Here is a 26438-nt window from a genome sequence, read left to right as displayed (position 1 = left end):
GAGATGACTGTCAGGGTTGGATGAATAGGACCACAGGGATGCTCCATCCTTCCCGGTCAGAGGGACATTTCCGAGTCGCGTTAGCTGCCCAGCACCCACGGTCATCGGTGGATCGGGGCTTAGTAACAGCGTCGACCAACGCAAACTTGTTCGTCAGGGCGATGTCGTGATCAACTCCCGATCCGACCGCAAGGGATCGAGCGGATTGTCTGACCGCGACGGCAGTGTGTCTGTCGTTTACACAGTGCTGGAGCCGCGAGACAGCATCACACCGCGCTTCGCCCACTATCTGATACGCAGTACGGCGTTCCAGGAGGAGTTCTACCGCTGGGGCTCGGGCATCGTGGCAGACCTGTGGTCGACTCGCTACAGCGCCATGAGGTCGATTTCGATCGCGCTGCCGCCCATCGAGGTTCAGGTAGCGATCGCTGACTACCTCGACCACGAGATTGCCCAGATCGACACACTCATCGCGAAGCAGGAGCAGCTCATCGCGACGCTGCGGGAGCGGCGTAAGGCACTGATCAGTCGATCCGTCCTGCGCGGGTTCAACCCGCTCGGGAGCGGAAGCAGTGGCGGACCGGCTCTTGGAACCATGTTCAACGTCACGCTCGGGAAGATGCTCGATGCCAAACGTCAGCCAGAACCGACTCACCGTGAACTGCCATACATCCGTGCGGCCAACATTCAAGACCGTGGCCTCGACCTGCGAGACGTGAACCGCATGTGGTTCTCTCCCGCGGAAGCCTCACGCCTGGACCTTCGAGTCGACGATCTCTTGGTCGTCGAGGGCGGAGCGGTGGGCACCGCGATCCTAGTCTCCGACGGGATGCCCGGCTGGTCGTTCCAGAAGACGGTCAATCGCGTGCGGTCGAGCTCGGGTTGGTCCACCGCCTGGCTGCGATACGTTCTCCGCGCATATCGCGATGACGGGATAATCGACTTGATCTGCGACGGGTCGACGATCGCACATCTCACAGCCGAGAAGTTGCGCGCATTGCGAATCCCCGCCACTCCATTGACTGAACAGGCAGCTGTCGCTGATCTTCTGGATGACCAGACGGCCAGAATCGACACGCTCATCGCCAAGGCCGAGCGGTTCATCGAACTCTCGAAGGAGCGACGTGCTGCGCTGATCACGGCGGCGGTCACCGGGCAGATCGAGGTTCCTGCAGGCTAGAGTCCGGGGTTCAGCGGGCGAGGCCCGGTGAGAGCACACGCATCCCGAGGCGCGAAGCGGCCGCGGCGAGCTCGGCGTCGTAGGTGATCATCTCCTGCGCTTCGAGCCGCACTGCGGTCGCGAGGTGGATCGCGTCGTTCGTGCGCAACCGCTCAAGACCCGCAGCCGCGATCAGGTCGGCCCTGTGCACCTCGGCCAGTCGGGTCATTCCCAGCACCGCGTCGATGAGCGCCGATCCGACTCCCTCTCGCCGTGCATGCGCGCAGTGGAGCTCGGTGTGCAGAAGCCACGAAGAGACGACAACCCGTTCTTCATCCCAGATGAGCTCCTCCATCGCGTCGGACTCGGGCTCGTCGATGACGAGCTTCAGCGCCGCCGAGGTATCCAGATACGCGAGCACGGTCAGTATCCGCGGTCGTATCCGCGGATGTCGGCGATGACATCCGCGCTCGTCACGCCGTCGGCGAGCTTCGCTCGTCGGAGTCCGCGCAGCACCTCCGGCCCGTGGAGTGCAGGTCGCACGTCTCCCCGTGCAATCAGGTCGTCGATCGCCGAGCGCTCGACGGGACCGAGCTGCGCGACCGGGCGCCCGTGATTCGTGACGATGATCGTCTCGCCGGCCTCGACACGTCGCAGCACGTCGGCGCTGTTGTTGCGCATCTCTCGGTGACTGATCGTGCTCGCGGTCGACATGTAGCACACCGTAGCACGCTGAGTGGTTCATCGAACTGTCTGACGAACGGCACGGGGCACTGATTGCGCCCCTTTCATTGATTCGCGTTGCGCAACACGCTATGCTTGAGCGATGATCAAGTCCTTCCGACACAAGGGCTTGAGAGTACTGTTCGAATCCGGCAAGGCCACCGGCGTGCAACCCCAGCATGCACGGAGGCTGCAACTGCAACTGGCCGTGATCGACTCTGCGGCTTCCATCGACGATGTCGACCGGCCCGGGTTCCGGCTCCATCCACTGAAGGGGCAGAGCGCAGGCGGTTGGGCGATCTGGGTCAACGGAAACTGGAGAGTCACCTTCGAATTCGATGGCGGCGACGCCTACATTCTGGATTACGAGGACTATCACTGATGAACGACGACATCGGTCCCATGTACGATCCGCCGCATCCCGGCGAGATCATCGCTGACGTGTACCTCGCGGAATGGGAGATGAGCGCGCGGGAGCTGGCCATCGAACTCGGCGTGGCGCCGTCTACGCTGAACCGCATCCTGAATCGCACCGCGCGGGTCACACCGGAGATGGCTCTCCGACTGTCGAAGGCTCTCGGCGCTTCCGCCGAGAGCTGGCTCACGATGCAGCAGGCATACGACCTGTGGCACGCACGTCAGACTGTCGACCTCGCAGGCGTGCGACGCATCGAACGCCCGGCAGCCTGACCACGCGGCGCCTCGATCACGAGGCGCCGCACTCCCCGTGCACACTGCCGACGCCGCACGCATAAATGCGACATGCTTACATGCATGGGGATTGAACACGAGAAGGCGTTCGAAGACGAGATCTGCCATCACCTGGCCGCGAACGGCTGGATCTACGAGCCCGAGAACACCCACGGCTACGACAAGGTCCGCGCTCTCTTCCCCGAAGACGTCTTCGCCTGGCTGCAGCAGACGCAGCCCGATGAGTGGGCCAAGATCGTGAAGCCTGAGGCATCCGAGGCCGAGCAGGCCAAAGCGAAGGAACAGCTCCTCGACCGACTGGTGAAGTCGCTCGATGTCCCGCTGGATGCCGGTGGTGGCACGCTCAACGTCCTTCGGCGCGGATTCAAGAAGACCCCGGCGTCGTTCCGCATGTGCGCGTTCAAACCAGCGACGACCCGTAACGCCCAGGCGATCAGAGACTACGAGGCGGTGCGCCTGCGCGTCGTTCGCCAGGTCTTCTACTCCACGAAGCACAACGCGTCGATCGACCTGGTGCTGTTCGTCAACGGCATCCCGGTGGCCACCCTCGAGCTCAAGACCGACAACACGCAGTCCGTCGACGACGCGATCGCACAGTATCGAGGCGCCCGCGATCCCAAGGGCGAGCCTCTCCTGGGCTTCGCCAACCGTGCCCTCGTCCACTTCGCCGTTTCCACCGACGAAGTCGCCATGACCACCCGTCTTGCGGGCCCCGGCACGCGCTTCCTGCCGTTCAACCTCGGGCGAGATCAGGGCGCCGGCAACCCGATCAACCCGGGCGCCGCCGCCACGAGCTACCTGTGGGAACGGGTTCTGCAGCGCGACGCATGGCTGCACATCATCGGTCGCCTGCTGCATATCGAGAAGTCCACGTCCACCGACCCGATCACCGGCGAGATCACCAAGAGCACGACGCTCCTGTTCCCGCGCTTCCACCAGTGGGAGCTCGTGACCTCGCTCGTCCAGGCGGCCCGCGACGAGGGCCCTGGCCAGCGCTACCTCGTGCAGCACTCCGCGGGATCCGGCAAGACGAACTCGATCGCGTGGCTCGCCCACGGCCTGGCGAATCTGCACGACGATGAAGATCGCAAGGTGTTCGACTCCGTCATCGTCATCACCGATCGCACGGTGCTCGACGACCAGCTGCAGAAGGCGATCAAGCAGATCGAAGGCGTCGACGGCACGGTCGCGACGATCAACGCCGACGAGGTGCGCAAGGCCGGCGAGGGTTCGAAGTCGGGCCTGCTCGCCCAGACGCTGCTGTCGGGCAAGCTCATCATCATCGTCACGCTGCAGACATTCCCGTTCGCGCTCACCGCGATCCAGGAGAACAAGGGGCTCGCCGACCGCCGGTTCGCGATCATCGCCGACGAGGCGCACTCCTCCCAGACGGGCAGCGCATCGCAGAAGCTCCGGGAAGTGCTCACCACCGGCGAGCAGGAGGCGCTCGACGATAGCGGAGAGCTGGATGCCGAAGCTGTTCTCGCCGCGCAGATGACCGCCCGCGCGGCATCCCCCAACCTCTCGTTCTTCGCGTTCACCGCCACTCCCAAGCCGAAGACCCTCGAGCTGTTCGGACGGCCCGATGCCGACGGCATCCCGCAGGCGTTCCACGTCTACTCGATGCGCCAGGCGATCGAAGAGGGCTACATCCTCGACGTGCTGCGCAACTACACCACCTACGACACGGCCTTCCGTCTGGCAGAGCGCACCAAGCGTCACCTGCAGCTCGTGGACGAGGTCGACGAGGCCGAGGCCACGAAGGGCCTGATGCGCTGGGTCTCACTTCACCCGACGAACATCGCCCAGAAGGTGCAGATCATCGTCGAGCACTACCGCGCGAACGTGCGGCACCTTCTCGACGGACACGCCAAGGCGATGGTCGTGACGTCCTCCCGCGAGCATGCCATCCGTTACAAGGAGGCGATCGATGCCTATATCGCCTCGAAGAAGTACCGGCTCGCCACACTCGTGGCGTTCTCGGGCACGATGACCGCCGAGCAAGTTCCCGGTGTCGCGTTCGCCGGGGTCGAGCCGCCGTATTCCGAGGCGAACCTCAACACAGGTCTGCGGGGGCGAACTCTTCCGGCCGCGTTCGCCTCGAACGACTTCCAGATCCTCATCGTCGCGAACAAGTATCAGACCGGTTTCGATCAGCCGCTGCTGTGCGCGATGTACGTCGACAAGCGCCTCGACGGCGTCACGGCCGTGCAGACGCTGTCGCGCCTCAACCGCACCTACCCTGCGCGAGGCAAAGACACCACCTTCATCCTCGACTTCGTCAACGACCCTGAGGAGATCCTCGAGACGTTCCGGCAGTATCACCGCACGGCCGAACTCAGCGAGACGAGCGACCCCGACCAGATCCATGACCTGCAGGTCAAACTGGATAGTGCGGGCGTCTACACCGAAGCCGAGATCGACGCGTTCACCGAGGCGTTCCTCGCAGCCGCGACGCTGCCCAAACACGGTCCGCACACGGCGCCCCTGAAGGCGGCATCCGACCGTTTCAATCAGCGCTATGCGGCCGCGGTGGCCGCAGAGGACAAGATCGAGCAGGATGCTCTGGATCTGTTCCGCAAGGATGTCGGCACCTTCGTGCGCATGTACGACTTCCTGTCGCAGATCTTCGACTACGGCGACACCGGGCTCGAGAAGCGGTCGCTGTACCTGCGCCTGCTGCTCCCCCGCCTCACCGGGCGGGTCACCAAGGGCCCCATCGACTTCTCGACCGTCGAGCTCACGCACATCAAGCAGACGCGCAGCGGGGACCACGCCCTCGATCTGGATGCCGGAACGGCATCGCCCATGGACCCTCCTGGTTCCGGCGGAACGGGTCAGACGCGCGACCCGAAGCTCGCGCGGCTCGCCGAGATCCTCGGTCGCATCAACGAGTTGTTCGCCGATGAGGACTTCACGTCCTCGGGCGTCGAGTCATGGGCGCAGGGCGTCGTGACCGTCCTCGTCGACGACGACCGGATCCGTGCGCAGGCCGCGGCGAACTCGCAGACGCAGTTCCTCGAGTCGCCCGACCTCTCGGATGCCGTCACTGGTGCCGTGCTCAGCAATCAGGACACCAACAACAGGCTCGTCGATCACCTCTTCGCGCGCGAGGACCGGCGCGCGGAGTTCATCCGACTGCTCGGCAGGCTGGCCTACGAGGAGCTGTCGTCGGGCACAGTCTGATTCTCATCTGCACCGGGGCTTCGCTCGACCCGCCAAAGGAACGGGCGCCCCGTTGTGCGAGGCATCCAACGTGGCGCCGCATCCCGGCGCTAGGGTGGAATCCGTGACGGACACCCCTGACCTCTCCACGACCGCCGGCAAGATCGCCGACCTCCGCTCCCGCCTCAACGAGGCGGTCACCGAGCCCGAGAAGATCGCGCAGGAGAAGCAGCACGCCAAGGGCAAGATGACCGCCCGCGAGCGCATCGAGCTGCTCGTGGACCCCGGCAGCTTCGTCGAGTTCGACGAGTACGTCCGTCATCGCACGACCGCGTTCGGCATGGACCGCAACCGCCCGTACGGCGACTCGGTCGTCACCGGCATCGGCACCATCCACGGCCGCACCGTCGCCGTCTACTCGCAGGACTTCACCACCTTCGGCGGTTCGCTCGGCGAGGTGGCCGGTGACAAGATCATCAAGATCATGGAGTTCGCCCTCACCAGCGGCATGCCGATCATCGGCATCCTCGACTCCGGCGGAGCCCGCATCCAGGAGGGCGTACTGGCGCTCAGCAAGTACGGCGAGATCTTCCGCCTGAACACCCGCTCCTCGGGCGTCATCCCGCAGATCTCGATCATCATGGGCCCGGCCGCCGGCGGCGCGGTCTACGGACCCGCCCTCACCGACTTCGTCATCATGGTCGACAAGACGAGCCAGATGTTCGTCACCGGACCGGACGTCATCAAGACCGTGACCGGCGAGGACGTCGGCATGGAGGAGCTCGGCGGCGCGCTGACGCACAACACCCGCTCCGGTGTCGCGCACTACCTCGCAGAGGACGAGGACGACGCGATCGACTACGCACGCACGCTCCTCGGGTTCCTGCCGGACAACAACATGGCCGAGATCCCCGGCTACGAGTCCGGCTTCGAGTGGGAGACGACGGATGCTGACCGCACCCTCAACGCCCTCATCCCCGACTCCGCGAACCAGCCCTACGACATCCACACCGTCATCGACCACGTGATCGACGACGACTTCCTCGAGGTGCAGCCGCTGTTCGCCCCGAACATCGTCATCGGCTTCGGACGCGTGGAGGGACGCTCGGTGGGCATCATCGCCAACCAGCCCTCGCAGATGGCCGGAACCCTGAACATCGAGGCCGGCGAGAAGGCCAGCCGCTTCGTGCGCTTCTGCGACGCGTTCTCGATCCCGATCGTCACCCTCGTCGACGTCCCCGGCTACCTCCCCGGCACCGACCAGGAGTGGACGGGCGTCATCCGCCGCGGCGCCAAGCTCATCTACGCCTACGCCGAGGCCACCGTCCCGCTGGTCACCGTGATCCTCCGCAAGGCGTACGGCGGCGCATACATCGTCATGGGCTCCAAGCAGCTCGGGGCGGACGTCAACCTCGCCTGGCCGACCGCCGAGATCGCCGTCATGGGCGGGCAGGGCGCCGTCAACATCCTGTACCGCAACGAGATCAAGCGCGCCGAAGAGGCGGGCGAGGACGTCGCCGCCGTCCGCACGCGCCTCGCCAACGAGTACACGTACAGCGTGACGAGTCCGTTCCTCGCCGCCGAGCGCGGAGAGATCGACGGCGTCATCGAACCGGCGAACACCCGCGTCTCGATCGCCAAGGCGCTGCGTGCCCTGCGCGGCAAACGCGCGGAGCTCCCCCCGAAGAAGCACGGGAACATCCCGCTGTGACCGACGAGCACGCATCCCCCGACCTGCGCATCGTCCGCGGCAGCGCGAACGAGGAGGAACTGGCCGCGCTCATCGCGGTCGTCTCCGACACCTATGAGCGCGAAGCGGCCGCAGCCGTCGCTGCCACGCCGCGGATCTCGGCATGGCAGCGCACGCAACGTCCGATGCGCGCACCGTTGCGCCGCGATATCCCCTGGGGACGCTTCTCCGGCTGAACGTATTCAGTCGCATCGTTGTCCCCCGAAATACCTACAGACAAACCTCTTGCGCGTCGTCAGACTGATATCGACGCTTCGCGTTCGATCGGTCTCTCTGCCCCAGGGTAGGCAGACGATGATCGATCTCCCGCGGTGGGTTTTCGGGTAACCACACCGCATCTGGCGAGGGGCGGGCGGCTTCGCCGCCCCTCGCCCTTCTCTTCGGTGCGCTCCAGCGCACCGCTCAGCTCGCGGCGTCGGTCCGTCGCTCCCGCGGGATCTCGTGCCAGAGCCCCACGGCGTCGTCATCGGACGAATCTCCCGCTCCGGTGCGCCCGACCACCGTGACCGCCGTTTGCGCGTCACGGGCCGCGCGGATGATGACCCGTTCCGCCTGCGCCCGGGAGATCACATCGGCCAGCTCGTTTCGGATCTCATCTCGACGCGACTCGTCCAGCTCGTCCAGCCCGCCCTCGTCGAAGACGGTCACGGCCGTCCCGCGGAGGCGCACGTCATGGATGGCGCCGCGGACCGCATCGTTGAGCAGGCTCGCACCGCGCAGCTCGTCCCGCAGGCGCCCCTCGGCAAGCCGCGCCTCCAGACGATCATCGTCGGTCAGCTGCCCCCCGGACGCGATGGTCTTGGTGAGCACGGGACCTGCGGCACCGAGCGCGTACTGGACGCGGACCCGGCGCTCCCGTTGACGCACGAGCTGCGTCGCGTGCCATGCGGAGACGGCTCTCTGCATGTCGGCGAGGTGCTCGGTGTCCTTCACGGCCCGGTCCCAGAACAGCACGAGCAGGTGAGCCACGACCGCCCACATGATCGAGCCGACCAGGCCCAGCTCGAGCGCGATCAGCGGACCGAGATAGATGCTCGAGGTCACGATCAGCACGACCATGACGAGCCAGCCGACCACCGGTCGGCGCCGCACGATGCACACGACGGCGAGAAGGCCCACGCCGCCGATGAACCACGTCGCGAACGGCTCGGTGCGATGCGCGGGCAGGAGCGAGGCGCTCACGAGGACGGGGACGACGATGCCGGTGGCGATCGCGATCCCGCCCCACCATGCCGGCAGCCGGACGCCGATCGGGCCGTCGACGAGCACGGATGCGATGATCACGACGAGGTAGAGCACGATCGCAGCGACCATCAGCAACGGCGCGGACGGCTGCACCGTCCACCACACCGCACGAGCAGCGAAGTAGACCGCGAAGCCGACGGCGATCGCCGTGGCGACGCTGCGCACCGACCGGTTCACGATCGCCGCCAGCCGAGAGTGACCCGCGTGCCCGTACCGTCCGAATCGATGCTCGCCGATCCGGCGACCCCGGCCATCCGCGCGATGATCGAGGCGCGGATGCCCAGACGATCCTCGCCGATCTCGTCGAGATCGAATCCGGGACCGGTGTCGACGACCGTCACCGTGAGCCCATCGTCGCCGTGGCCTTCAGCGATCACGTGCAGGCCGCGTCCGTTCGCATGCGCGATGGCGTTTCCGATCGCCTGCCGTGCCGCGAGCACCAGCGCTCGCGCGGCCCTCCCCGGCATCAGACCACCGGTTCCGCGCTCCTCGACGATCGCGTCGGCGCCGAGCTCCGACAGCGCGCGCCGCAGTTCTGCCACGATCTGCGCGGCGCCGACCGGATCGTCGCTGCCCTCCTGCGCGACCGCGGCCTCGGTGTTGGCGAGCCTGGTGAGCGCCTCCCTCGCCATCGCGACGGCGAGATCGCGCGTACGGTCCGAGTCGGCGCGTTCGGCCGCGATCAGCGCCGCGAGAACGCTGTCGTGCATGAGCGCGGCCATCGCGACGCGCTCCTCCTCGGCCGCTGCTCCCGCCGCCGCCGAAGCGTACGAGGCCACCGCCTTGCTTCGGGCCTCGTCGACTCCCGCGGCGACCGAGCGGAACATCCAGCCCAGCGACACGATCACGACGCCGAGGATGATCGTGAACGACACGTCGAATGCCGTGCGCGTCCAGTACGCCCCGGTGAACTCCCCCTCCACGAGCCGGACGTACCCGTACACGAGCGGCACCCCGAAGGCCCAGAGCACCTGCATCCACATGGGGAAGGCGAGCATGGCGGCCACGACGCCGACGTTCACGAGGAAGAAGATCCACGGCTGGCCCGCCCTGAGGCCGTGCGACTCGACGACGTACGGCCACGCGGCGAGCGCCGCGACGTAGATCACGGCGAAGCATCCGGCGACCACGCGCACGGCGCGGCCTACTACGCAGGCCACGAGCATCGCGACGAGCGGCACGTAGACGATGAGTAGCAGCACGTACTGGACGAACGAGGTCTTCTCGCCCTGCCCTGCCAAAGCCGCGAACAGCGCCTGCACGCCGAGGATCCCCGCGCCGATTGCGACGACGGTCGCGAGGATGCGCTCCATGCGCTTGCCCGTGAAGCGTTCGAACTCCGTGCCCGCCGTGCCGGGCGACGGGATCTGTCCCCACGCCGCCCGCAGAGCGGCGTCAGCCTGCACTCACGGCTCCGTCGGAGGCGACGATGCCGTCTTCCATGGCGCGCCGCAGCAGATCGACCTTGGTCGGCGCAGGGCGACCGACCTCGACGTACTTCACGCGCACCCGGGTGATGTTCTCCTTGGCGGTCGAATAGGCGACGCCGAGGCGTTCGGCGACGGCCTTGAGCGGCAGGCCCGTCGCATAGAGGCGCAGCACGTCGCGCTCGCGCACGGAGAGCTGCGCGTCAGCGAACTCCCGGTCGCCCTCCACGGCGCTCGCCCATTCGACGTTGTTCAGTGCCTCCCCCGACGCGACCGTGCGGATCGCGTGCAGCACGTCGTCGAGCGACGAGGACTTGCTCACGATACCGGCCGCACCGGCGGCGAGCGCCTCGCGCACGGCTGCGGGCCGATCGGCGACGCTGTGGATGACGACGCTCGCACCGTCCGCGACGAGTGCGGTCACGTTCTCGGTGACCGTCGTGCCGTCGCCGAGGGTCAGGTCGAGCACGACGACGTCCGCCGGCGTCGCGCCGGTCGCCGCCCGCCAGTCCAGATACGACCCGACGGTGCTGCCCGAGAAGACCACAGTGCCCTCATCGGCGCGCTCGCACGCGAGCTCCAGTCCCAGACGGACGGACTCGTGATCGTCGATCAGCGCGACCCTGCTCATGCAGTCAGCCTATCGACCGCCCCGCGCGTCAGCGGGTCATGAGGGCGATCGCCTCGAAGTGATGCGAGTGCGGGAATAGGTCGAAGGCCTCCAGCGACTGCACCTCCCACCCCAGCCCTCGGAACGTGCCGAGGTCGCGCGCGAGCGCGACGGGGTCGCAGGCGACGTAGACGATCGCGTCCGGGCGCAGCGCGTGAACGCCCTCGACGACGGTCTTGCCCGCTCCGGCGCGCGGCGGGTCGAGCACGACGGCGCCGGCGGCGGTTCCCTCGGGGAAGGATGCGAGATACCGGTCGACCCGCGCGGTGACGGCCGTCGCACCGAGGTCGGCGAGGTTGTCCGCGGCGTGCCCGGTCGCCCGCCTGCTCGACTCGACCGTCACGATGTCGGTCGCACCGGCCGCGGCGAGCGACGAGGCGAGCAGGCCGACGCCGCCGTAGAGGTCGAGGTGCGTGGCCGAGGGATCGACGCGCCCGTCGAGCGCACGGCGGACGGCCGCATCGAGCGTCGCCGCTGCGGCGGGATGCACCTGCCAGAAGCCGTCGGCATCCAGGCGGAAGGCGCGGTCGCCGACCCGCTCGATGATCGCCGGCGCAGCATGCCGCTTGCCCCGCTCGGATCTGCGCAGCACGTGGACCGTGCCGTCGGCCGATTCCACGAGGTCGACGCGTCCCGGTTTGAGGTTCTTCAGAGCGAGCGCCTCGGCCTCGACGCCGGCACGAGCAAGCGGGAACGACGTCACCGGGATCACCCGGTGGCTGCGGGCCGCGTAGGGCCCGATGACGCCGTCGTCATCGACGTGGAGCGAGACGCGCGTGCGCCAGCGGGTGCCGTCACGGTCGTCGACGGCCGAGACCTCGGGCGCCTCGAGACCGCCGCCGGCGAACTTGTCCAGCGCCTCGGCGAGCACCTGCCGCTTGAGGACGCGCTGGTGGTCGAGCGCGATGTGGCCGAGGTCGGCACCGCCGGCGCGGTCGTCCGGGTCCCGGGAGATGTCGGCCTCAGCCCAGACGTGCCCCCGGCGATGGGGCGAGGCATCCAGAACCTCCACGGCTTCCGCCCGCCAGAACGACGGCTTCGACGCGTCCGTGATCCGGGCGCGCACCCGCTCCCCCGGGATCGCGTCGGCGACGAACACCACACGCCCCTCGTGACGGGCGATGAAGGTGCCGCCGTGGGCGATGCCGGTGATGTCCAGATCGAGCAGGTCGGATGCTGAGGGGGCCATCCTTCGAGGATACGGTGGAGTCCATGCAGGTCTGCCTCGCGTCCACGTCCCCCGCTCGCCTCATGCTGCTGCGGCAGGCCGGGATCGAACCGCTCACGCGAGCGCCCGAGACCGATGAGGATGCCGTGACCGCCCAGGCCGCGGCCGACCGGGGGGCCGATCTGCCACCGGACGAACTGGTGCTGCTGCTCGCGCGCGCCAAGGCGGCAGACGTCGCACGGGGGCTCGCGGCGGACACGCCGGACTTCGACGGCATCGTCATCGGCGGCGACTCGATGTTCGCCCTCGGCGGCCGGGTGTACGGCAAGCCGTACACGCCGGAGGAGGCCACCCGGCGCTGGCGGGAGATGCGCGGCGCCACCGGTGTCCTGCACTCCGGGCACTCGGTCTTCCGCATCCGGCCCGGCCAGGAGCCGCGCGAGGCGACCGCCGTCGCCGAGGCGTCCGTGACGTTCGCCGCGGACATCACGGATGCCGAGATCGCCGCTTACGTCGCATCCGGAGAGCCCCTGCATGTCGCCGGAGCCTTTACGGTCGACAGCCTCGGCGGCGCGTTCATCACCCGCGTCGAGGGGGATCCGTCGACCGTCGTCGGCATGTCGCTGTCGACGATCCGGCGCCTGGTGAACCAGCTCGACATCTCGTGGCCGGAGCTGTGGTCGTAGACATCCCGCCACGTTCTTCCGCGTTTCTTGTGGAGAGTGCTCAAAGATATCGCCCTCGACCTCGCTAGGCTGGCACTCATGCCAATCGAGAAGGTGCTCATCGCCAACCGCGGTGAGATCGCCGTACGCATCATCCGCGCTGCTCGCGATTCGGGAATCTCCTCCGTCGCCGTCTATGCCGATCAGGACAGGGACGCACTGCACACGCGCCTGGCCGACGAGGCCTACGCCCTCGACGGCGACACGAGCGCCACGACCTATCTGCAGATCGAGAAGCTCCTCTCGATCGCCCGCCGCTCGGGCGCTGACGCCGTTCACCCCGGCTACGGCTTCCTCGCCGAGAACGCCGACTTCGCGCGCGCGGTGATCGGCGCCGGCCTCACCTGGATCGGCCCCTCCCCCGAAGCCATCGAATCGCTCGGCGACAAGGTCACCGCGCGTCACGTCGCCGAGAAGGTGGGCGCGCCTCTCGCGCCCGGCACCCCCGGCCCCGTCGAGACCGCCGACGAGGTCGTCGCATTTGCGAAGGAATACGGCCTGCCGATCGCGATCAAGGCCGCCTACGGCGGCGGCGGACGCGGTCTCAAGGTCGCCCGCGAACTCGACGAGGTCGCCGAGCTGTTCGAGTCCGCCACCCGCGAGGCGGTCGCGGCGTTCGGCCGCGGCGAGTGCTTCGTCGAGAAGTACCTGGACAAGCCGCGTCACGTCGAGACCCAGTGCCTGGCGGATGCCGCAGGCAACGTCGTCGTGATCTCCACGCGCGACTGCTCGCTGCAGCGCCGTCACCAGAAGCTCGTCGAGGAGGCCCCCGCGCCGTTCCTGACGGAGGAGCAGAACCGCCAGCTGTACGCCGCATCCAAAGCGATCCTCAAGGAGGTCGGCTACGTCGGTGCGGGCACCTGCGAGTTCCTCATCGGCGCCGACGGCACCGTGTCGTTCCTCGAGGTGAACACGCGTCTGCAGGTCGAGCATCCGGTCTCCGAGGAGGTCACCGGCATCGACCTCGTGCGCGAGCAGTTCCGCATCGCTGCCGGCGGCACCATCGACTACGACGACCCGACGCCCACCGGCCACTCGTTCGAGTTCCGGATCAACGGCGAGGACCCGGGTCGCGGCTTCCTGCCGCAGCCCGGCCCGATCCACGTCTTCAAGACGTTCGGCGGCCCCGGCATCCGCCTCGACTCGGGCGTGACCGCAGGCGACTCGGTCTCCGGCGCGTTCGACTCGCTGCTGGCGAAGATCATCGTCACCGGCCGCGACCGCGCAGAGGCCCTCGAGCGCGCCCGCCGCGCCCTCGACGAGTTCGAGGTCGCGGGCCTGCCCACCGTCCTGCCCTTCCACCGCAAGGTCGTCAGCGACCCCGCGTTCACGGCGGAGGACGGCGAGTTCGGTGTGTTCACGCGCTGGATCGAAACGGAGTTCGACAACGACATCCCGGCGTGGGACGGCGAGCTCGAATCGCCGGCCGCTGCCGCGAGCCGTCACACCGTCGTCGTCGAGGTCGCCGGAAAGCGCCTCGAAGTGAGCCTTCCCGACCGTGTGACGGTCGCCTCGGGAACCGCCGGCCGCCCTGCCGCCGTCCCGCCGTCCCGCCGCAGCCACGCCAAGACCGCGTCCGCCGGCGCATCCGGCGACGCCGTGAAGTCGCCCATGCAGGCGACCGTCGTCAAGATCGCCGTGGAGGAGGGCCAGCAGGTCGTCAAGGGCGACCTCGTGGTCGTGCTCGAGGCGATGAAGATGGAACAGCCCATGCAGGCGCACAAAGACGGCGTGATCGGCAACATCAACGCGGATGCCGGCACCACGGTGGCCGCCGGGCATCAGCTGCTCACGATCTCCTGACGAGATCTGTCGTCACCCTTCGGGGGCCCGTTCTGTAGGCCGCTGGGGCGCTACGAGATGTTCACGAGGTGCATCGCGCGGGAGGCATCCGTGATGCTGCTCGACAGCGACGGGTACGCGGCGAACACGCGCGAGACCTGGTCGACCGTGAGCCGGCGCTCCACCGCGACCGCGATGGGATAGATGAGCTCGGACGCCTTCGGCGCCACGATCACGCCGCCGATGACGGTGCCCGAGCCCTTGCGCGCGATGATCTTCACGAAGCCGTCCTTGATGCCCATCATCTTCGCGCGGGGGTTCGCGGCGAGCGGCAGCTTGTAGACGAGGCCCTCGGCCGCGCCGTTCTCGATGTCCTTCTCGCCCAGGCCCACCGTGGCGATCTCGGGCGCAGTGAAGATGTTCGAGGTGACCTTGACCTTCTCCAGCGGGATGACGATGTCGCCGAGCGCGTGGAACACGGCCGTGCGCCCCTGCATGGAGGCGACGGATGCCAGCGGGAAGAAGTTCGTGCAGTCGCCGACCGCGTAGATGTTCGGCACCGAGGCGCGGGCGACCTTGTTGACCCGGACGTGGCCGGACTCGGTGAGTTCGACGCCGGCGTCCTCGAGGCCGATGCCTGCGGTGTTCGGGATCGAGCCGACCGCCATCAGGCAGTGGCTGCCCTCGACCGTGCGTCCGTCGGCGAGTGTGACCAGCACGCCGTTCTCGGTGCGCACCACACTGTCGGCGCGGGCCTTCGAGAGCACGGTCATGCCCCCGCGCTTGAAGACCTTCTCGAGCACGTGCGCGGCATCCGGGTCCTCCCCCGGGAGCACCTGGTCGCGGCTGGAGACGAGCGTCACCTTCGCGCCGAGGTTCATGTACGCCGAGGCGAACTCCGCGCCGGTGACACCGGAGCCGACCACGATGAGGTGCTCGGGCAACGCCTTCATGTCGTACAGCTGGGTCCAGGTGAGGATGCGCTCTCCGTCGGGCTTGGCGGAGTCGAGCTCGCGCGGTGAGGCGCCGACCGAGACGACGATGGTGTCGGCCTCGACGCGGTCGAAGTCGGTGCCGCCTGGACCGGTGGAGACGATGATCGCGTTCGGGCCCTCGAGCCGGCCGTGGCCGGAGAGGATGCGGACGCCGGACTCCAGCAGCGTCGAGCGCATGTCCTCGGACTGCTGCCCCGCGAGCGCCAGCAGGCGCTTGTTGACCGCAGCGAGGTTGATCGCGATCTCGGGCTTGAGCGGCTTTCCGTGCGCACCCTTGGCAAAGAACTGCACGCCCAGGTCACTGGCCTCCGAGATGGCGACCGCGGCATCCGCCGTCGCGATGAGGCTCTTGGACGGCACGACATCCGTGAGAACCGCCGATCCGCCCACACCGACCCTCTCGACGAGCGTCACCTCGGCGCCGAGCTGAGCGGCGGCCAGCGCCGCCTCGTATCCGCCGGGGCCGCCGCCGAGGACGGCGACGCGCTGAGTGCGCTCAAAAGGAGTCGAAGACATGATCTCCATTCTTCCGCAATCCTCACCGACTTGCCGTCGCCTTCCTTAGAGTGGATCCATGACCGACATTCACGACAACCCGCTCGACGCTCCGGACGCAGACCCGTCCGCGATCGCAGCCGAGGCCGCCGCGGACATCGCCCGGCTCACCGGCGTCGAGAAGCACGACATCGCCCTCACGCTCGGCAGCGGATGGGGGAAGGCTGCCGAACTCATCGGCGAGACCGTCGCCACGATCCCGGCCACCGAGGTCACCGGATTCTCCAAGCCCGCTCTCGAGGGCCACGTCGGGACTCTCCGCAGCATCCGCACCCCCGGCGGGAAGAACGTTCTCGTCATCGGCGCCCGCACCCACTACTACGAGGGCCACGGCGTCCGCCGGGTCGTGCACAGCGTGCGCACCGCCGCAGCGACCGGCGCGAAGGTCATGGTCCTGACCAACGGCGCCGGCGGCATCCGCGAGACGTGGAAGCCCGGTCAGCCCGTGCTCATCAGCGATCACCTCAACCTCACCGCCGACTCGCCGCTCGAGGGCGCGACGTTCGTCGACCTCACCGATCTGTACTCGAAGCGCCTGCGCGAGATCGCCCGGAGCATCGAGCCCACGCTCGACGAAGGCGTGTACACGCAGTTCCGCGGTCCGCATTACGAGACGCCCGCCGAGGTGCAGATGGCGAAGGCCATCGGCGGACACATCGTCGGCATGTCCACCGCGCTCGAGGCGATCGCCGCGCGCGAGGCCGGCATGGAGATCCTGGGCTTCTCGCTCATCACGAACCTCGCCGCCGGCATCCAGCAGACCCCCCTCAGCCACGGCGAGGTCATCGAGGCAGGCAAGGCCGCCGAACCGGTGATCTCGGCGCTGCTGGCCCGCGTCGTGGAGGCGCTGTGAACGCCGAGGCGCTCGAGGCGCGTCTCGCGCAGGCCCGTGCCTGGCTGCGCCAGGACCCGGACGCCGAGACCCGCGACGAGCTCGCCGGCGTCATCACGCGTGCGGCCGCAGGCGACGCCGCGGCCGCAGCCGACCTCGACGACCGCTTCGGCGCTCGCCTGGCGTTCGGTACCGCGGGACTGCGCGGAGAGCTCGGCGCCGGCAGCAACCGGATGAACCGCGTGCTCGTGTCGCAGGCCGCCGCCGGTTTCGCCGCGTACCTGCGCGAGCGCGCGGGCGGCGCGACCCCCACGGTCGTCGTCGGCTACGACGGACGACGCAACTCGCGCCGGTTCGCGCTCGACTCGGCCGAGCTCTTCGCCGGCGCAGGGCTCCATGCCATCCTGCTGCCCCGTCTGCTTCCGACGCCGGTGCTGGCGTTCGCCGTGCGCCACCTCGCCGCGGATGCCGGGGTCATGGTGACGGCGAGCCACAACCGGCCGAACGACAACGGCTACAAGGTGTACCTCGGCGGGGCGGATGCCGGATCGCAGATCGTCTCCCCCGCGGATGCCGAGATCGCCGCGCACATCCAGCAGGTCGCGGACGCCGGGGACATCTCTGCGCTCCCCCGCTCGACGGAGTACGAGACCGCGGGCGAGGACGTCGTGAACGCCTACATCGCCGCGACCGCGGCGGTTGCCCCGGCTCCCGCGTCGGCGAAGGGCCTCACCTGGGTCTACACCGCCATGCACGGCGTGGGATGGGAGACATTCGCACGCATCCTGGATGCCGCGGGCTACCCCCGCCCGAAGACGGTCGGCGAGCAGCTGAGCCCGGATGCGACGTTCCGCACCGTCGCGTTCCCCAATCCGGAGGAGCCCGGCGCCATGGATCTCGCGTTCGCGGCCGCACGCCGCACGCGGGCGGACTTCATCCTCGCCAACGACCCGGATGCCGACCGCCTCGCGGTCGCCATCCCCGACGAGTCCGCGGATGGCGGCTGGCGCCGGCTGAGCGGCAACGAGATCGGACTGCTGCTGGGCGCCCGCGCTGCGCGCGCCCACGCGGGCACGCCCGGAGCATCCCTGGCCTGCTCGCTCGTGTCCTCCCCCGGTCTCGCGGCGATCGCCGCGCACCACGGCCTCGACTTCCACGAGACGCTGACCGGCTTCAAGTGGATCTCGCGGGCACCCGGCATCGTCTTCGGGTTCGAAGAGGCGCTGGGGTACCTCGTCAACCCCGAGACCGTGCGCGACAAGGACGGCATCTCGGCGGCCGTAGCCGTGCTGGGCCTCGCCGCCGAGGCGAACGAGCGCGGCAAGACCATCGCGGACCTCCTCGCCGACCTCGGCGAGACGTACGGGCACTTCGCAAGCGGCCAGGTCTCGATCCGCGTCGACGACCTGTCGATCATCGGGAAGGTCATGCTGGCGCTGCGGATGCTGCCCCCGACGAGGATCGGCGACACGGCGATCGCGTCGGCGGAGGATCTGCTCGAGGCCGCACCGGGGCAGCCCTCCGGCGATGTGCTCCGCTACCGGCTCGCCGACGGCTCGCGCGTCATCGTGCGCCCGAGCGGCACCGAGCCCAAGCTCAAGGTCTACCTCGACGCTCAGGCTGACTCGGCCGCGGAGGCGCGAGATGTCGTCAGCGCCCTCGAGGCCGGAGTTCGAACGCTGCTGGAGGAGCGCTCCTAGCGCGGATGCCGGATGCCCACCAGACGCGTGACGATCACCGCCGCGCACGGGGCGCATGCGCGGCCCGTCGCTGAGCTCGTGCGACTCGCGCTGGAGCATCCGGCTCCTGTGTCCCTGACCACGCCGGACGGATCGGTCGTCGATCTGTCCAGCGTCCTGTCCGTGATGGAGCTCGGGCTCGCCGAGGGCGACGAGGTCGTCCTCGGCACGGCCTCCTCGCCCGATGCCGAAAGCGTCCTCGATGCCATGGCGGGCGTGCTCGCCCCGCACGGTTGAGCCGTCGCGGGGAGAGCGACGGCCTCAGCCGTCTATGACGGCGACGAGCTCGTCGAGGAACGCCTCGAACGTCGTGCCCCGGCGGACGATCCGCTGCACGCTGTCGCGCTCGCTGAACACCTCGACCAGCTGCTCGAACACGGTCTGGAACGCCGCGCGATCGGTCTCGCTGAACGCGGCGAGCGCCACCACCTGCACACGGCCGTCGCCCCAGGCCACGGAGCCGTCGGCGACGCCGATGGCGATCGCGGTGCGCTCGGCGGTCATCTGCAGCGCATGGGGAACGGCGAGCGCGTCGGTGAAAGCCGTCGACGACATGCGCTCCCGGAGGATCGTGTTCTCGACGTAGTCGTCGCCGATGAGGCCGGATGCCACGAGCATCCCGCCGAGGTGCCGGATCACCGCCTCCTCGCCCTCATCGGGGAGCGGATGCAGATACGCCTCGGGCGAGAAGTACCGCGACAGCTCTTCGCGCAGCCGGTTCAGCCGGCGCCCACGGCGGATGCGGGCGGCGGTCTGCGTCACGCGGTCCACGTCCGCATCGGTGAGGAACGGCTGGATCCGAACGTAGCGGTCTCCGCTCTCCCCCGGGTCGATCGTCGTGAGCACGAGGTCGGTGTCGATGCTCGCCCAGTCCGGGTCGACCGTCGTGACGACGCCGGTGACCTCGACCGACGTCCCCAGCGACCGGTCGACGCTCGAGCGCAGCAACTCGTGCAGCTCGTAGTAGCCGGGGCAGACGATCGTGGCGGTGAGGATCGACTCGGCCTTGCGGCTGCGCTCCAGGCGACCGCCGATGTGCATGACGATGTACGCGATCTCGTCGTCGTGGATCGGGGCGCCCAGCCGGTCGTGCAGGCCGCTCGCGATCGAGACGGCGACCTCGAAGATCATCGGGTACGACGACTTCAGCGAACGGGTGAGCGGGTTGCGCGTCCATGCCTGCTCCTCCGCTCTGCGCAGCAGGTTCTGCACGTGCAGCGCGAGCCGCAGGATGAACTTCTCATCGACGAGGTCGACCTGGTAGTCCGCGGCGGCCTGGACGATCTCGGCGCGCACCGCCGCCTCGATCGTGGGGTCCACGCCGCTGCGCACGGCATCCGACGCGGCGCCCTGACCCGGCGCGATCGCCCGCGTGAGCACGAGCGTCGCCAGGTGCGCGCTGTCGCCGTCACCCAGGGCGACGTCGAAGTGCTCTGCTGCGAGATCGCGGATGACGGCACCCAGCTTCGGGATCTCCTGCCGTGCTCCGCTGGCCGGCGTCTCCAGCGCGCGGCCTGCGGCCACCCGGTCGGCTGCGATCGCGATGTGCAGCAGGACGTCCGAGATCGCCAGTTCGTTCACGTAGTAGCCGAGCGCCCCCAGCTCGCGCACCAGCGCGGTCTTGAACGGGCCGACTGCATGCGCCGCGACGGCTGTGCCGGTCAGCGCGCGCCTGATGCTCTCGGGGTGGAACGATCCGGCATCCATCTCGTCGTGCGCGAGCCGGCTCAGCAGCCGGCGCTGCGCGACCTCGGCGCCGCGCAGGCGCACGATCTCTCTGTCGCGCTCGAGGCGCAGGTCCATGCCGTCCAGCAGCCCGCGGACGCGGCTGAGGTCGGACTCGAGGGTCGCCTCGCTCACATGCATGCGCTCGGCCGTCTCGTAGACGTCGATGCCGTCCGAGGCATCCAGCAGAAGCCGCACCAGGGCGTGCAGGCGATCGCGCGGTGCCGTCTCGCCGTCCCCACGCACCCGCAGCGCCTCGTGCGCGCCCTGGCCGGCGCGGTATCCCGCCGGTCCGGACTCGACGGCGTCGCCCTGCGGAGTCCGGGCGTTCAGCGCCGACACGTAGGAGCGGACGCTGCGCGGAGTCACCCCGAGCAGATCAGCCAGGCTCGCGGCGGTCGCCCATTCGTCCTGCCGGAGCAGGGTCTGCAGGAGCCGGTCCTGGCGCTGTCGCGACATGCCTCCCATGATGCCAGCAGCGCGCCGGGCTCCGGGCGGAAGCGATCGTTCCGCAGGGGCGGAAAGGAACGTGGTGGCAGCGCGCTCAGCGCTTTCCCAGAATGGGAGAAGCCTCGGTGAAGTGCGAAGGGTGAGGTGGCATCGATGAGGATCCTGGTGGTGTGCGGCGCGGGCGCGTCGAGCACCTTCGTCGCCCAGCGGCTGCGGCATGCCGCATCCGCGGCCGGTCGCGACTGGGACACCGCCGCCGGAACAGAGAGCACGATCGCCACGGCATTCGCCGATCTCGTGCTCATCGGCCCCCACCTCGCCGACCGCGTCGACCGCATCCGCGCCGCGACCCGTGGCCCCGTGATCGTGCTCCCCGACGACGTCTTCGGCGACCGCCACGGCACCCGAACGCTCGCGATCGTCGAAGCCGCACTCGCTGATTCCCCACCGTCCACCGCGAAAGGAAAATCATGACCGAGATCTCCCGCACCGTCCGCATCGGCTCCTCCCACGGGCTGCACGCCCGCCCCGCGAAGCTGTTCGCGCAGGCGGCGAAGGATTCCGGCATCCCCGTCACGATCGCCAAGGGCGACGGCAAGCCGGTCAATGCCGCCAGCATCCTCGGCGTGATCGCGCTGGCCGTCGAGCACGGCGACTACGTCACGATCACGGCTGACGGCGACGGCGCCGAGGGCGTCATCGACACGCTGACGGAGCTCCTGACGACCGACCACGACCAGGAGCCCGCCTGATGACCGAGATCCGCGGCGTCGGCATCGGCCAGGGCGTCGCCCAGGGCCCGGTGGTCCGCATGGCCGAGGCGCTGCCGGCGCCGGAGAAGACCGCGAGCGCGGCGGGCGCCGACGCCGAGCGCACCAGGGCACGCGAGGCCGTCGCGGCGGTCGCCGCCGAGCTGCAGGAGCGCGCCGAGACCGCCGGCGGCGCGGCGCAGGAAGTCCTCGAGGCGCAGGCGATGATCGCCGAGGACCCGACCCTGCAGGACGAGGTCGATGCGCGCATCGACGACGGCGGCACCGCCGAATGGGCCGTGCACGACGCATTCGCCGGGTTCAAGGCGACGCTCGAAGCGGTCGGGGGCTACCTCGGCGAGCGCGCGGCCGACCTCGATGACATCGCCCAGCGCGTGCTCGCCCACCTGCGCGGCGTCGACGCACCGGGCATCCCCGATCCCGGGCATCCGTTCGTCCTCGTCGCCCGCGACCTCGCGCCGGCCGACACGGCACTGCTGAAGCTCGACCAGGTCCTCGCGCTCATCACGACCGACGGCGGCCCCACCTCGCACACGGCGATCCTCGCCCGCGAGAAGGGCATCGTCGCGGTCGTCGGCGCTGCGGACGCGGCCTCGCTGGAGAATGGACAGCAGGTCATCGTCGACGCCGCCGCCGGCACCGTCACGACCGACCCCTCGGCCGAGGAGCTCGAGCGCGCGCAGGTGCGTGCCGACGCCAGAGCCGCGGCCGTCGATGCTCCGCCCTCCCCCGGTGCGCTCGCGGACGGTACGAAGATCGCGCTGCTGGCGAACCTCGGCAAGCCAGCGGATGCCGCCGAGGCCGTCGCGCGCGGCGCGGAGGGCGTCGGCCTGTTCCGCACGGAGTTCCTGTTCCTCTCCGCATCGCAGGCCCCGACCGTCGCCGAGCAGCGCACGTCCTACCGCGACCTGCTCAGCGCGTTCCCCGGCAAGAAGGTGGTCGTCCGGATGCTGGACGCCGGCGCCGACAAGCCCCTGGCGTTCCTCAACGACGCGCACGAGGAGAACCCCGCGCTCGGCCTTCGGGGGCTCCGATCCCTGCGCGCCAGCGAGGACATCCTCCGTGAGCAGCTCACCGCGCTCGCCGAGGCGGATGCCGAGACCGAGGCCGACCTCTGGGTCATGGCTCCGATGGTGACGACGGTCGAGGAGACGAAGTATTTCACCGGCCTCGCCCGCGAGTACGGCCTGAAGACCGCCGGTGTCATGGTCGAGGTTCCGGCGAGCGCCCTGCTGGCCGACCGCGTCCTCGCCCACGCGGACTTCGCGTCGATCGGCACGAACGACCTCACCCAGTACACGATGGCCGCCGACCGGATGCTCGGCTCCGTCGCCTTGTTCCAGAACCCGTGGCACCCTGCGGTGCTGCGGCTGGTCGGCGAGGTGGGTGCAGCCGGTGCACGCACGAGCAAACCGGTCGGCGTCTGCGGCGAGGCCGCTGCCGACCCGCTGCTCGCGCTGGTGCTCGTGGGGCTCGGCGTCACGAGCCTCTCGATGGCCCCCGCCGCCCTGGCGGACGTCAGACTCGCGCTCTCCGAGCGCACGCTCGACGAGACGCGTCGCCTCGCCGAGATCGCCCTGGCTGCAGATGATGCAGCCGGTGCACGCAATGCCGTGGCAGAAGCCTTCACGGACCTACCCTCACACCAGAAAGAGACGACATCATGACGACGACGTCAACGACCGCCCCCGCCAGCGGTGGCGGTGTCCGCGTTCGCGTGCAGAGATTCGGCACGTTCCTGTCCGGCATGATCATGCCGAACATCGCGGCCTTCATCGCCTGGGGCATCATCACCGCCCTGTTCATCGACAAAGGCTGGGTCGGCAACGACGGCCCGATCGAGGCATGGCAGTGGGCCGACTCCGCGATCCTCGGCGGCGGCGTGATCGGCGACACGCAGTACACCGGTCTGGTCGGCCCGATCATCAACTACCTGCTCCCGCTTCTGATCGCCTTCACCGGCGGCCGGATGGTCCACGGTCACCGCGGCGGCGTGGTCGGCGCGGTCGCCGCCTTCGGCGTGATCATCGGCGCGGAGGGCACCGTGATGTTCCTCGGCGCGATGATCGCCGGTCCGCTCACCGCACTCATCCTGAAGTACGTCGAGAAGCCGTGGCAGGGCAAGATCAAGCCCGGCTTCGAAATGCTCGTCGACAACTTCTCGGCCGGCTTCGTGGCATTCTTCGCATCGCTGGCCGCGTTCTTCTGGCTCGCTCCTGTGATGAAGTGGCTCACCGACATCCTCGGCGGCGCCGTGGGATGGCTGGTCGAGACCGGACTCATCCCCCTGGCGAGCATCATCGTCGAGCCGGCGAAGGTGCTGTTCCTGAACAACGCCATCAACCACGGTGTGTTCACGCCGCTCGGAACGGATCAGTCGGCACAGACGGGCAAGAGCCTGCTGTTCCTCATCGAGGCCAACCCCGGCCCGGGCCTGGGCCTGCTCATGGCGATCACCGTGTTCGGTGTCGGCGCGGCGCGCGCCACGGCTCCGGGCGCTGCGGTCATCCAGTTCCTCGGCGGCATCCACGAGGTGTACTTCCCGTACGTCCTCGCCAAGCCCGTACTGATCCTCGGCCTCATCGCCGGCGGTGCGACCGGAGTGCTCACCAACGTGATCTTCCAGTCCGGTCTCGTCGCTCCTGCGGCTCCGGGGTCGATCTTCGCCGTGCTGTTCCAGACCGCACCGGGAAGCCACCTGGGCGTCATCCTGTCGGTCATCCTGGCCGCTGCCGTCACGTTCGTGGTCTGCATGCCGTTCCTGCTCGCCACGCGTCGACGCGACCTCGAGGCCGAGGCAGCCGGCGGCGACAAGCTCGCTGCCGCGATCGCGCAGACCGAGGCGAACAAGGGCAAGAAGTCCGAGCACCTGTCGAACCTCGCCGCACGCACGGGCTCCACTGCGGGTGCGTCGGCGCCGGCCGCGACGGCTGTCGCCACCACACCGATCCAGAACATCGTGTTCGCCTGCGATGCCGGCATGGGGTCGTCCGCGATGGGCGCGAGCGTGCTGCGCAACAAGCTCAAGAAGGCCGGCATCGAGGACGTCACGGTCACCAATGCCGCCATCGCGAACCTCGACGGCACGGCCGACCTGGTGATCACGCAGCAGCAGCTCACCGACCGGGCGAAGGGCAAGTCCCCGAACTCGTTCCATGTCTCGGTCGACAACTTCATGAATGCACCGCAGTATGAAGAGGTCGTCGAAATGGTCAAGTCCCAGAAGGAGCAGACGGAATGAGCGTTCTCGAGATCGGACAGGTCCGCATCCACTCAGGGTCTGCGACGCAGGAGGAAGCGCTGCAGGAGGCGACCGACATCCTCGTCGCCGCCGGCGCCGTGACCCCCGCGTACGTCGACGCCATGCGTCAGCGCGAGGAGACCGTGTCGACGTTCATGGGCAACGGCCTCGCCATCCCGCACGGCACGAACGAGACGAAGGAGGCGATCCTCGCCTCCGGGCTCTCGGTCGTCCGCTACGACGGCGGCGTGGACTGGGCGGGTGAGCAGGCCACGTTCGTGATCGGCATCGCCGGTCGCGGAGACGAGCATCTCGAGATCCTCTCGCAGATCGCGATCCTGTTCTCGGACGAGGACGACGTCGCGAAGCTCAACGCCGCGCAGACGCCGGACGAACTGTTCGCCCTCCTGTCGGCGGTGAACGAGGCATGAAGGCCGTCCACTTCGGCGCCGGCAACATCGGGCGCGGCTTCGTGGGGCTCCTGCTCCACGAGGGCGGGTACGAGCTCGTCTTCTCCGACGTCGCCGGCCCGCTGGTGGACGCCATCAACGCCACGGACTCGTACACGGTCCACGAGGCGGGGCCCGGCGGGGTCGACCGCGTGGTCACCGGGTACCGTGCCGTCAACAGCGCCGAGAACCCGGATGCCGTGGCCGACGAGGTCGCGACAGCCGATGTCGTCACGTGCGCCGTGGGGCCGACGGTCCTGCGCTTCATCGCCCCGGCGATCGTAGCGGGCCTCGCCCGCCGCTCCCCCGATCTGCCGCCTCTGAAGGTCATGGCGTGCGAGAACGCGATCGGGGCCACCGATCAGCTGCGCGCCGAGATCGAGAAGATCGACCCCGCGGCGGCGGGACGCGCCGTCTACGCCAACACGGCCGTCGACCGGATCGTGCCCGCGCAGCCGGCGGGGGCCGGCGTCGACGTCACCGTCGAGCCGTACTACGAGTGGACGATCGAGTCCGGGCCGTTCGAGGGCGACCTGCCGAGCATCCCCGGCGCGCACTTCGTCGACGACCTCGGCCCGTACATCGAGCGCAAGCTGTTCACGGTCAACACCGGTCACGCCGCGACGGCGTACTTCGGCGCACAGGCGGGCATCGAGCGGATCTCCGACGCTCTCGCCGATCCGTCGATCGCCGCGCGTGTCAGCGCCGCCCTCGAAGAGACCAGCGCGATGCTCTCGGCCGTCCACGGGCTTGATCCCGAGGAGCTCGCCGCCTATCGGGCGAAGATCCTCGACCGGTTCCGCAATCCCGAGCTCGTCGACACCGTGCAGCGCGTCGGCCGCCAGCCGCTGCGCAAGCTGTCGCGGCACGAGCGCTTCATCGGGCCGGCCGCCCAGGCCGCCGAGCGCGGCCTGCCGACATCGGCCCTCGTCGCCGCGATCGCGGCGACGACGGCCTTCGACGACCCCGCCGACGAGCAGTCCGTCGAGCTGCAGCGGAGGCTGGGTGCGGACGACCCCGTCGCGCTCACCGCGGACGTGACCGGCCTCGAGCCGGGGCATCCGCTCTTCTCCGCCGTGCACGCGGTGTTCGCCGCACGTCAGCGGGAGTTGCGCGCGCTCTGATCCGCCCCGTGCGGGGGGGCCGGCCGGCCCGCC

At 69.0% G+C, this 26438-nt stretch carries 25 protein-coding genes; 17 read left to right on the top strand and 8 right to left on the bottom strand.

The window, feature by feature from the left end:
* Window positions 1-166: 166 nt before the first annotated feature.
* The gene (locus KEC56_RS11710; RefSeq protein WP_227531089.1) at window positions 167-1180 is read left to right on the top strand and encodes a restriction endonuclease subunit S domain-containing protein; all 1014 of its coding nucleotides are present in this window, start codon (window positions 167-169) and stop codon (window positions 1178-1180) included.
* Window positions 1181-1190: 10 nt separating this feature from the next.
* Here KEC56_RS11710 and KEC56_RS11705 read toward each other — a convergent pair whose 3' ends face one another.
* Entirely contained in the window at window positions 1191-1580 is a 390-nt protein-coding gene (locus KEC56_RS11705) for a type II toxin-antitoxin system VapC family toxin (RefSeq protein ID WP_227531088.1), read from the bottom strand.
* Between the two features lie 2 nt (window positions 1581-1582).
* Window positions 1583-1873, bottom strand: a complete 291-nt coding sequence (locus KEC56_RS11700) for a type II toxin-antitoxin system Phd/YefM family antitoxin (protein WP_227531087.1) — start codon at window positions 1871-1873, stop codon at window positions 1583-1585.
* A gap of 112 nt (window positions 1874-1985) precedes the next feature.
* Between KEC56_RS11700 and KEC56_RS11695 the strand changes: the two genes are divergently transcribed.
* The 5 genes from KEC56_RS11695 (at window position 1986) to KEC56_RS11675 (ending at window position 7684) form a co-directional block, all read left to right on the top strand.
* Window positions 1986-2264 (top strand): type II toxin-antitoxin system RelE/ParE family toxin, encoded by a 279-nt coding sequence (locus tag KEC56_RS11695; protein WP_227531086.1) that lies wholly within the window; start codon window positions 1986-1988, stop codon window positions 2262-2264.
* On the top strand, window positions 2264-2572 hold the full coding sequence (locus KEC56_RS11690) for a HigA family addiction module antitoxin (RefSeq protein WP_227531085.1): 309 nt from the start codon (window positions 2264-2266) through the stop codon (window positions 2570-2572). The genes KEC56_RS11695 and KEC56_RS11690 overlap by 1 nt, the downstream gene beginning before the upstream one ends.
* Before the next feature lie 84 nt (window positions 2573-2656).
* Window positions 2657-5779, top strand: a complete 3123-nt coding sequence (locus tag KEC56_RS11685) for a type I restriction endonuclease subunit R (protein ID WP_227531084.1) — start codon at window positions 2657-2659, stop codon at window positions 5777-5779.
* A gap of 94 nt (window positions 5780-5873) precedes the next feature.
* On the top strand, window positions 5874-7469 hold the full coding sequence (locus KEC56_RS11680; RefSeq protein ID WP_175985559.1) for an acyl-CoA carboxylase subunit beta: 1596 nt from the start codon (window positions 5874-5876) through the stop codon (window positions 7467-7469).
* Complete coding sequence (locus KEC56_RS11675; RefSeq protein ID WP_227531083.1) at window positions 7466-7684, top strand: acyl-CoA carboxylase subunit epsilon; 219 nt, start codon at window positions 7466-7468, stop codon at window positions 7682-7684. Before KEC56_RS11680 ends, KEC56_RS11675 begins: the two co-directional genes overlap by 4 nt.
* Before the next feature lie 226 nt (window positions 7685-7910).
* Here KEC56_RS11675 and KEC56_RS11670 read toward each other — a convergent pair whose 3' ends face one another.
* From KEC56_RS11670 to KEC56_RS11655, 4 genes are read right to left on the bottom strand one after another with little or no spacing between them, the layout of a single operon-like run.
* Window positions 7911-8930 carry a DUF2781 domain-containing protein gene (locus KEC56_RS11670; RefSeq protein WP_227531082.1) on the bottom strand — a complete coding sequence of 340 codons (1020 nt, stop codon included), beginning with the start codon at window positions 8928-8930 and terminating at the stop codon, window positions 7911-7913.
* Window positions 8927-10159, bottom strand: coding sequence for a sensor histidine kinase (locus tag KEC56_RS11665; protein ID WP_227531081.1), 1233 nt, complete (start codon window positions 10157-10159; stop codon window positions 8927-8929). The genes KEC56_RS11670 and KEC56_RS11665 overlap by 4 nt, the downstream gene beginning before the upstream one ends.
* The gene (locus KEC56_RS11660) at window positions 10149-10811 is read right to left on the bottom strand and encodes a response regulator transcription factor (protein WP_227531080.1); all 663 of its coding nucleotides are present in this window, start codon (window positions 10809-10811) and stop codon (window positions 10149-10151) included. The genes KEC56_RS11665 and KEC56_RS11660 overlap by 11 nt, the downstream gene beginning before the upstream one ends.
* A 28-nt stretch (window positions 10812-10839) precedes the next feature.
* Window positions 10840-12039 (bottom strand): class I SAM-dependent RNA methyltransferase, encoded by a 1200-nt coding sequence (locus tag KEC56_RS11655; protein WP_227531079.1) that lies wholly within the window; start codon window positions 12037-12039, stop codon window positions 10840-10842.
* Between the two features lie 23 nt (window positions 12040-12062).
* On the opposite strand from KEC56_RS11655, the gene KEC56_RS11650 reads away from it, so the two are divergent.
* Window positions 12063-12704, top strand: coding sequence for a Maf family protein (locus tag KEC56_RS11650; RefSeq protein WP_227531078.1), 642 nt, complete (start codon window positions 12063-12065; stop codon window positions 12702-12704).
* Window positions 12705-12782: 78 nt separating this feature from the next.
* Window positions 12783-14546 carry an acetyl/propionyl/methylcrotonyl-CoA carboxylase subunit alpha gene (locus tag KEC56_RS11645; RefSeq protein WP_227531077.1) on the top strand — a complete coding sequence of 588 codons (1764 nt, stop codon included), beginning with the start codon at window positions 12783-12785 and terminating at the stop codon, window positions 14544-14546.
* Between the two features lie 50 nt (window positions 14547-14596).
* Here KEC56_RS11645 and KEC56_RS11640 read toward each other — a convergent pair whose 3' ends face one another.
* Window positions 14597-16045 carry an NAD(P)H-quinone dehydrogenase gene (locus KEC56_RS11640; protein WP_227531076.1) on the bottom strand — a complete coding sequence of 483 codons (1449 nt, stop codon included), beginning with the start codon at window positions 16043-16045 and terminating at the stop codon, window positions 14597-14599.
* A 49-nt stretch (window positions 16046-16094) separates the two neighbouring features.
* Here KEC56_RS11640 and KEC56_RS11635 point away from each other — a divergent pair, with 49 nt between their 5' ends.
* Genes KEC56_RS11635 through KEC56_RS11625 form a run of 3 tightly spaced genes read left to right on the top strand, consistent with a single transcriptional unit; the run spans window position 16095 to window position 18883 of the window.
* On the top strand, window positions 16095-16928 hold the full coding sequence (locus KEC56_RS11635) for a purine-nucleoside phosphorylase (RefSeq protein ID WP_227531075.1): 834 nt from the start codon (window positions 16095-16097) through the stop codon (window positions 16926-16928).
* Window positions 16925-18607 carry a phospho-sugar mutase gene (locus KEC56_RS11630; protein ID WP_227531074.1) on the top strand — a complete coding sequence of 561 codons (1683 nt, stop codon included), beginning with the start codon at window positions 16925-16927 and terminating at the stop codon, window positions 18605-18607. Before KEC56_RS11635 ends, KEC56_RS11630 begins: the two co-directional genes overlap by 4 nt.
* A gap of 12 nt (window positions 18608-18619) precedes the next feature.
* Window positions 18620-18883 carry an HPr family phosphocarrier protein gene (locus tag KEC56_RS11625; protein ID WP_227531073.1) on the top strand — a complete coding sequence of 88 codons (264 nt, stop codon included), beginning with the start codon at window positions 18620-18622 and terminating at the stop codon, window positions 18881-18883.
* Between the two features lie 24 nt (window positions 18884-18907).
* Here KEC56_RS11625 and KEC56_RS11620 read toward each other — a convergent pair whose 3' ends face one another.
* Complete coding sequence (locus KEC56_RS11620) at window positions 18908-20830, bottom strand: BglG family transcription antiterminator (RefSeq protein ID WP_227531072.1); 1923 nt, start codon at window positions 20828-20830, stop codon at window positions 18908-18910.
* Between the two features lie 144 nt (window positions 20831-20974).
* Between KEC56_RS11620 and KEC56_RS11615 the strand changes: the two genes are divergently transcribed.
* From KEC56_RS11615 to KEC56_RS11590, 6 genes are read left to right on the top strand one after another with little or no spacing between them, the layout of a single operon-like run.
* On the top strand, window positions 20975-21295 hold the full coding sequence (locus KEC56_RS11615; RefSeq protein ID WP_227531071.1) for a PTS sugar transporter subunit IIB: 321 nt from the start codon (window positions 20975-20977) through the stop codon (window positions 21293-21295).
* Entirely contained in the window at window positions 21292-21573 is a 282-nt protein-coding gene (locus tag KEC56_RS11610; RefSeq protein ID WP_227531070.1) for an HPr family phosphocarrier protein, read from the top strand. The genes KEC56_RS11615 and KEC56_RS11610 overlap by 4 nt, the downstream gene beginning before the upstream one ends.
* On the top strand, window positions 21573-23258 hold the full coding sequence (gene ptsP / locus KEC56_RS11605) for a phosphoenolpyruvate--protein phosphotransferase (RefSeq protein WP_227531069.1): 1686 nt from the start codon (window positions 21573-21575) through the stop codon (window positions 23256-23258). Before KEC56_RS11610 ends, ptsP begins: the two co-directional genes overlap by 1 nt.
* A complete protein-coding gene (locus KEC56_RS11600) occupies window positions 23255-24832 on the top strand; it encodes a PTS mannitol transporter subunit IIBC (protein WP_227531068.1) in 1578 nt (525 codons plus the stop codon). Before ptsP ends, KEC56_RS11600 begins: the two co-directional genes overlap by 4 nt.
* Window positions 24829-25263 carry a PTS mannitol transporter subunit IIA gene (locus tag KEC56_RS11595; protein ID WP_175985544.1) on the top strand — a complete coding sequence of 145 codons (435 nt, stop codon included), beginning with the start codon at window positions 24829-24831 and terminating at the stop codon, window positions 25261-25263. Before KEC56_RS11600 ends, KEC56_RS11595 begins: the two co-directional genes overlap by 4 nt.
* Window positions 25260-26405 (top strand): mannitol-1-phosphate 5-dehydrogenase, encoded by a 1146-nt coding sequence (locus KEC56_RS11590; RefSeq protein ID WP_227531067.1) that lies wholly within the window; start codon window positions 25260-25262, stop codon window positions 26403-26405. The genes KEC56_RS11595 and KEC56_RS11590 overlap by 4 nt, the downstream gene beginning before the upstream one ends.
* Window positions 26406-26438: the final 33 nt, after the last annotated feature.

The sequence above is a fragment of the Microbacterium tenebrionis genome (genome assembly GCF_020682665.1).
Taxonomy (GTDB): domain Bacteria; phylum Actinomycetota; class Actinomycetes; order Actinomycetales; family Microbacteriaceae; genus Microbacterium; species Microbacterium tenebrionis.
The sequence above is the reverse complement of the archived record's forward strand: the minus strand, read 5'-3'. Positions and strand labels throughout refer to the sequence as shown.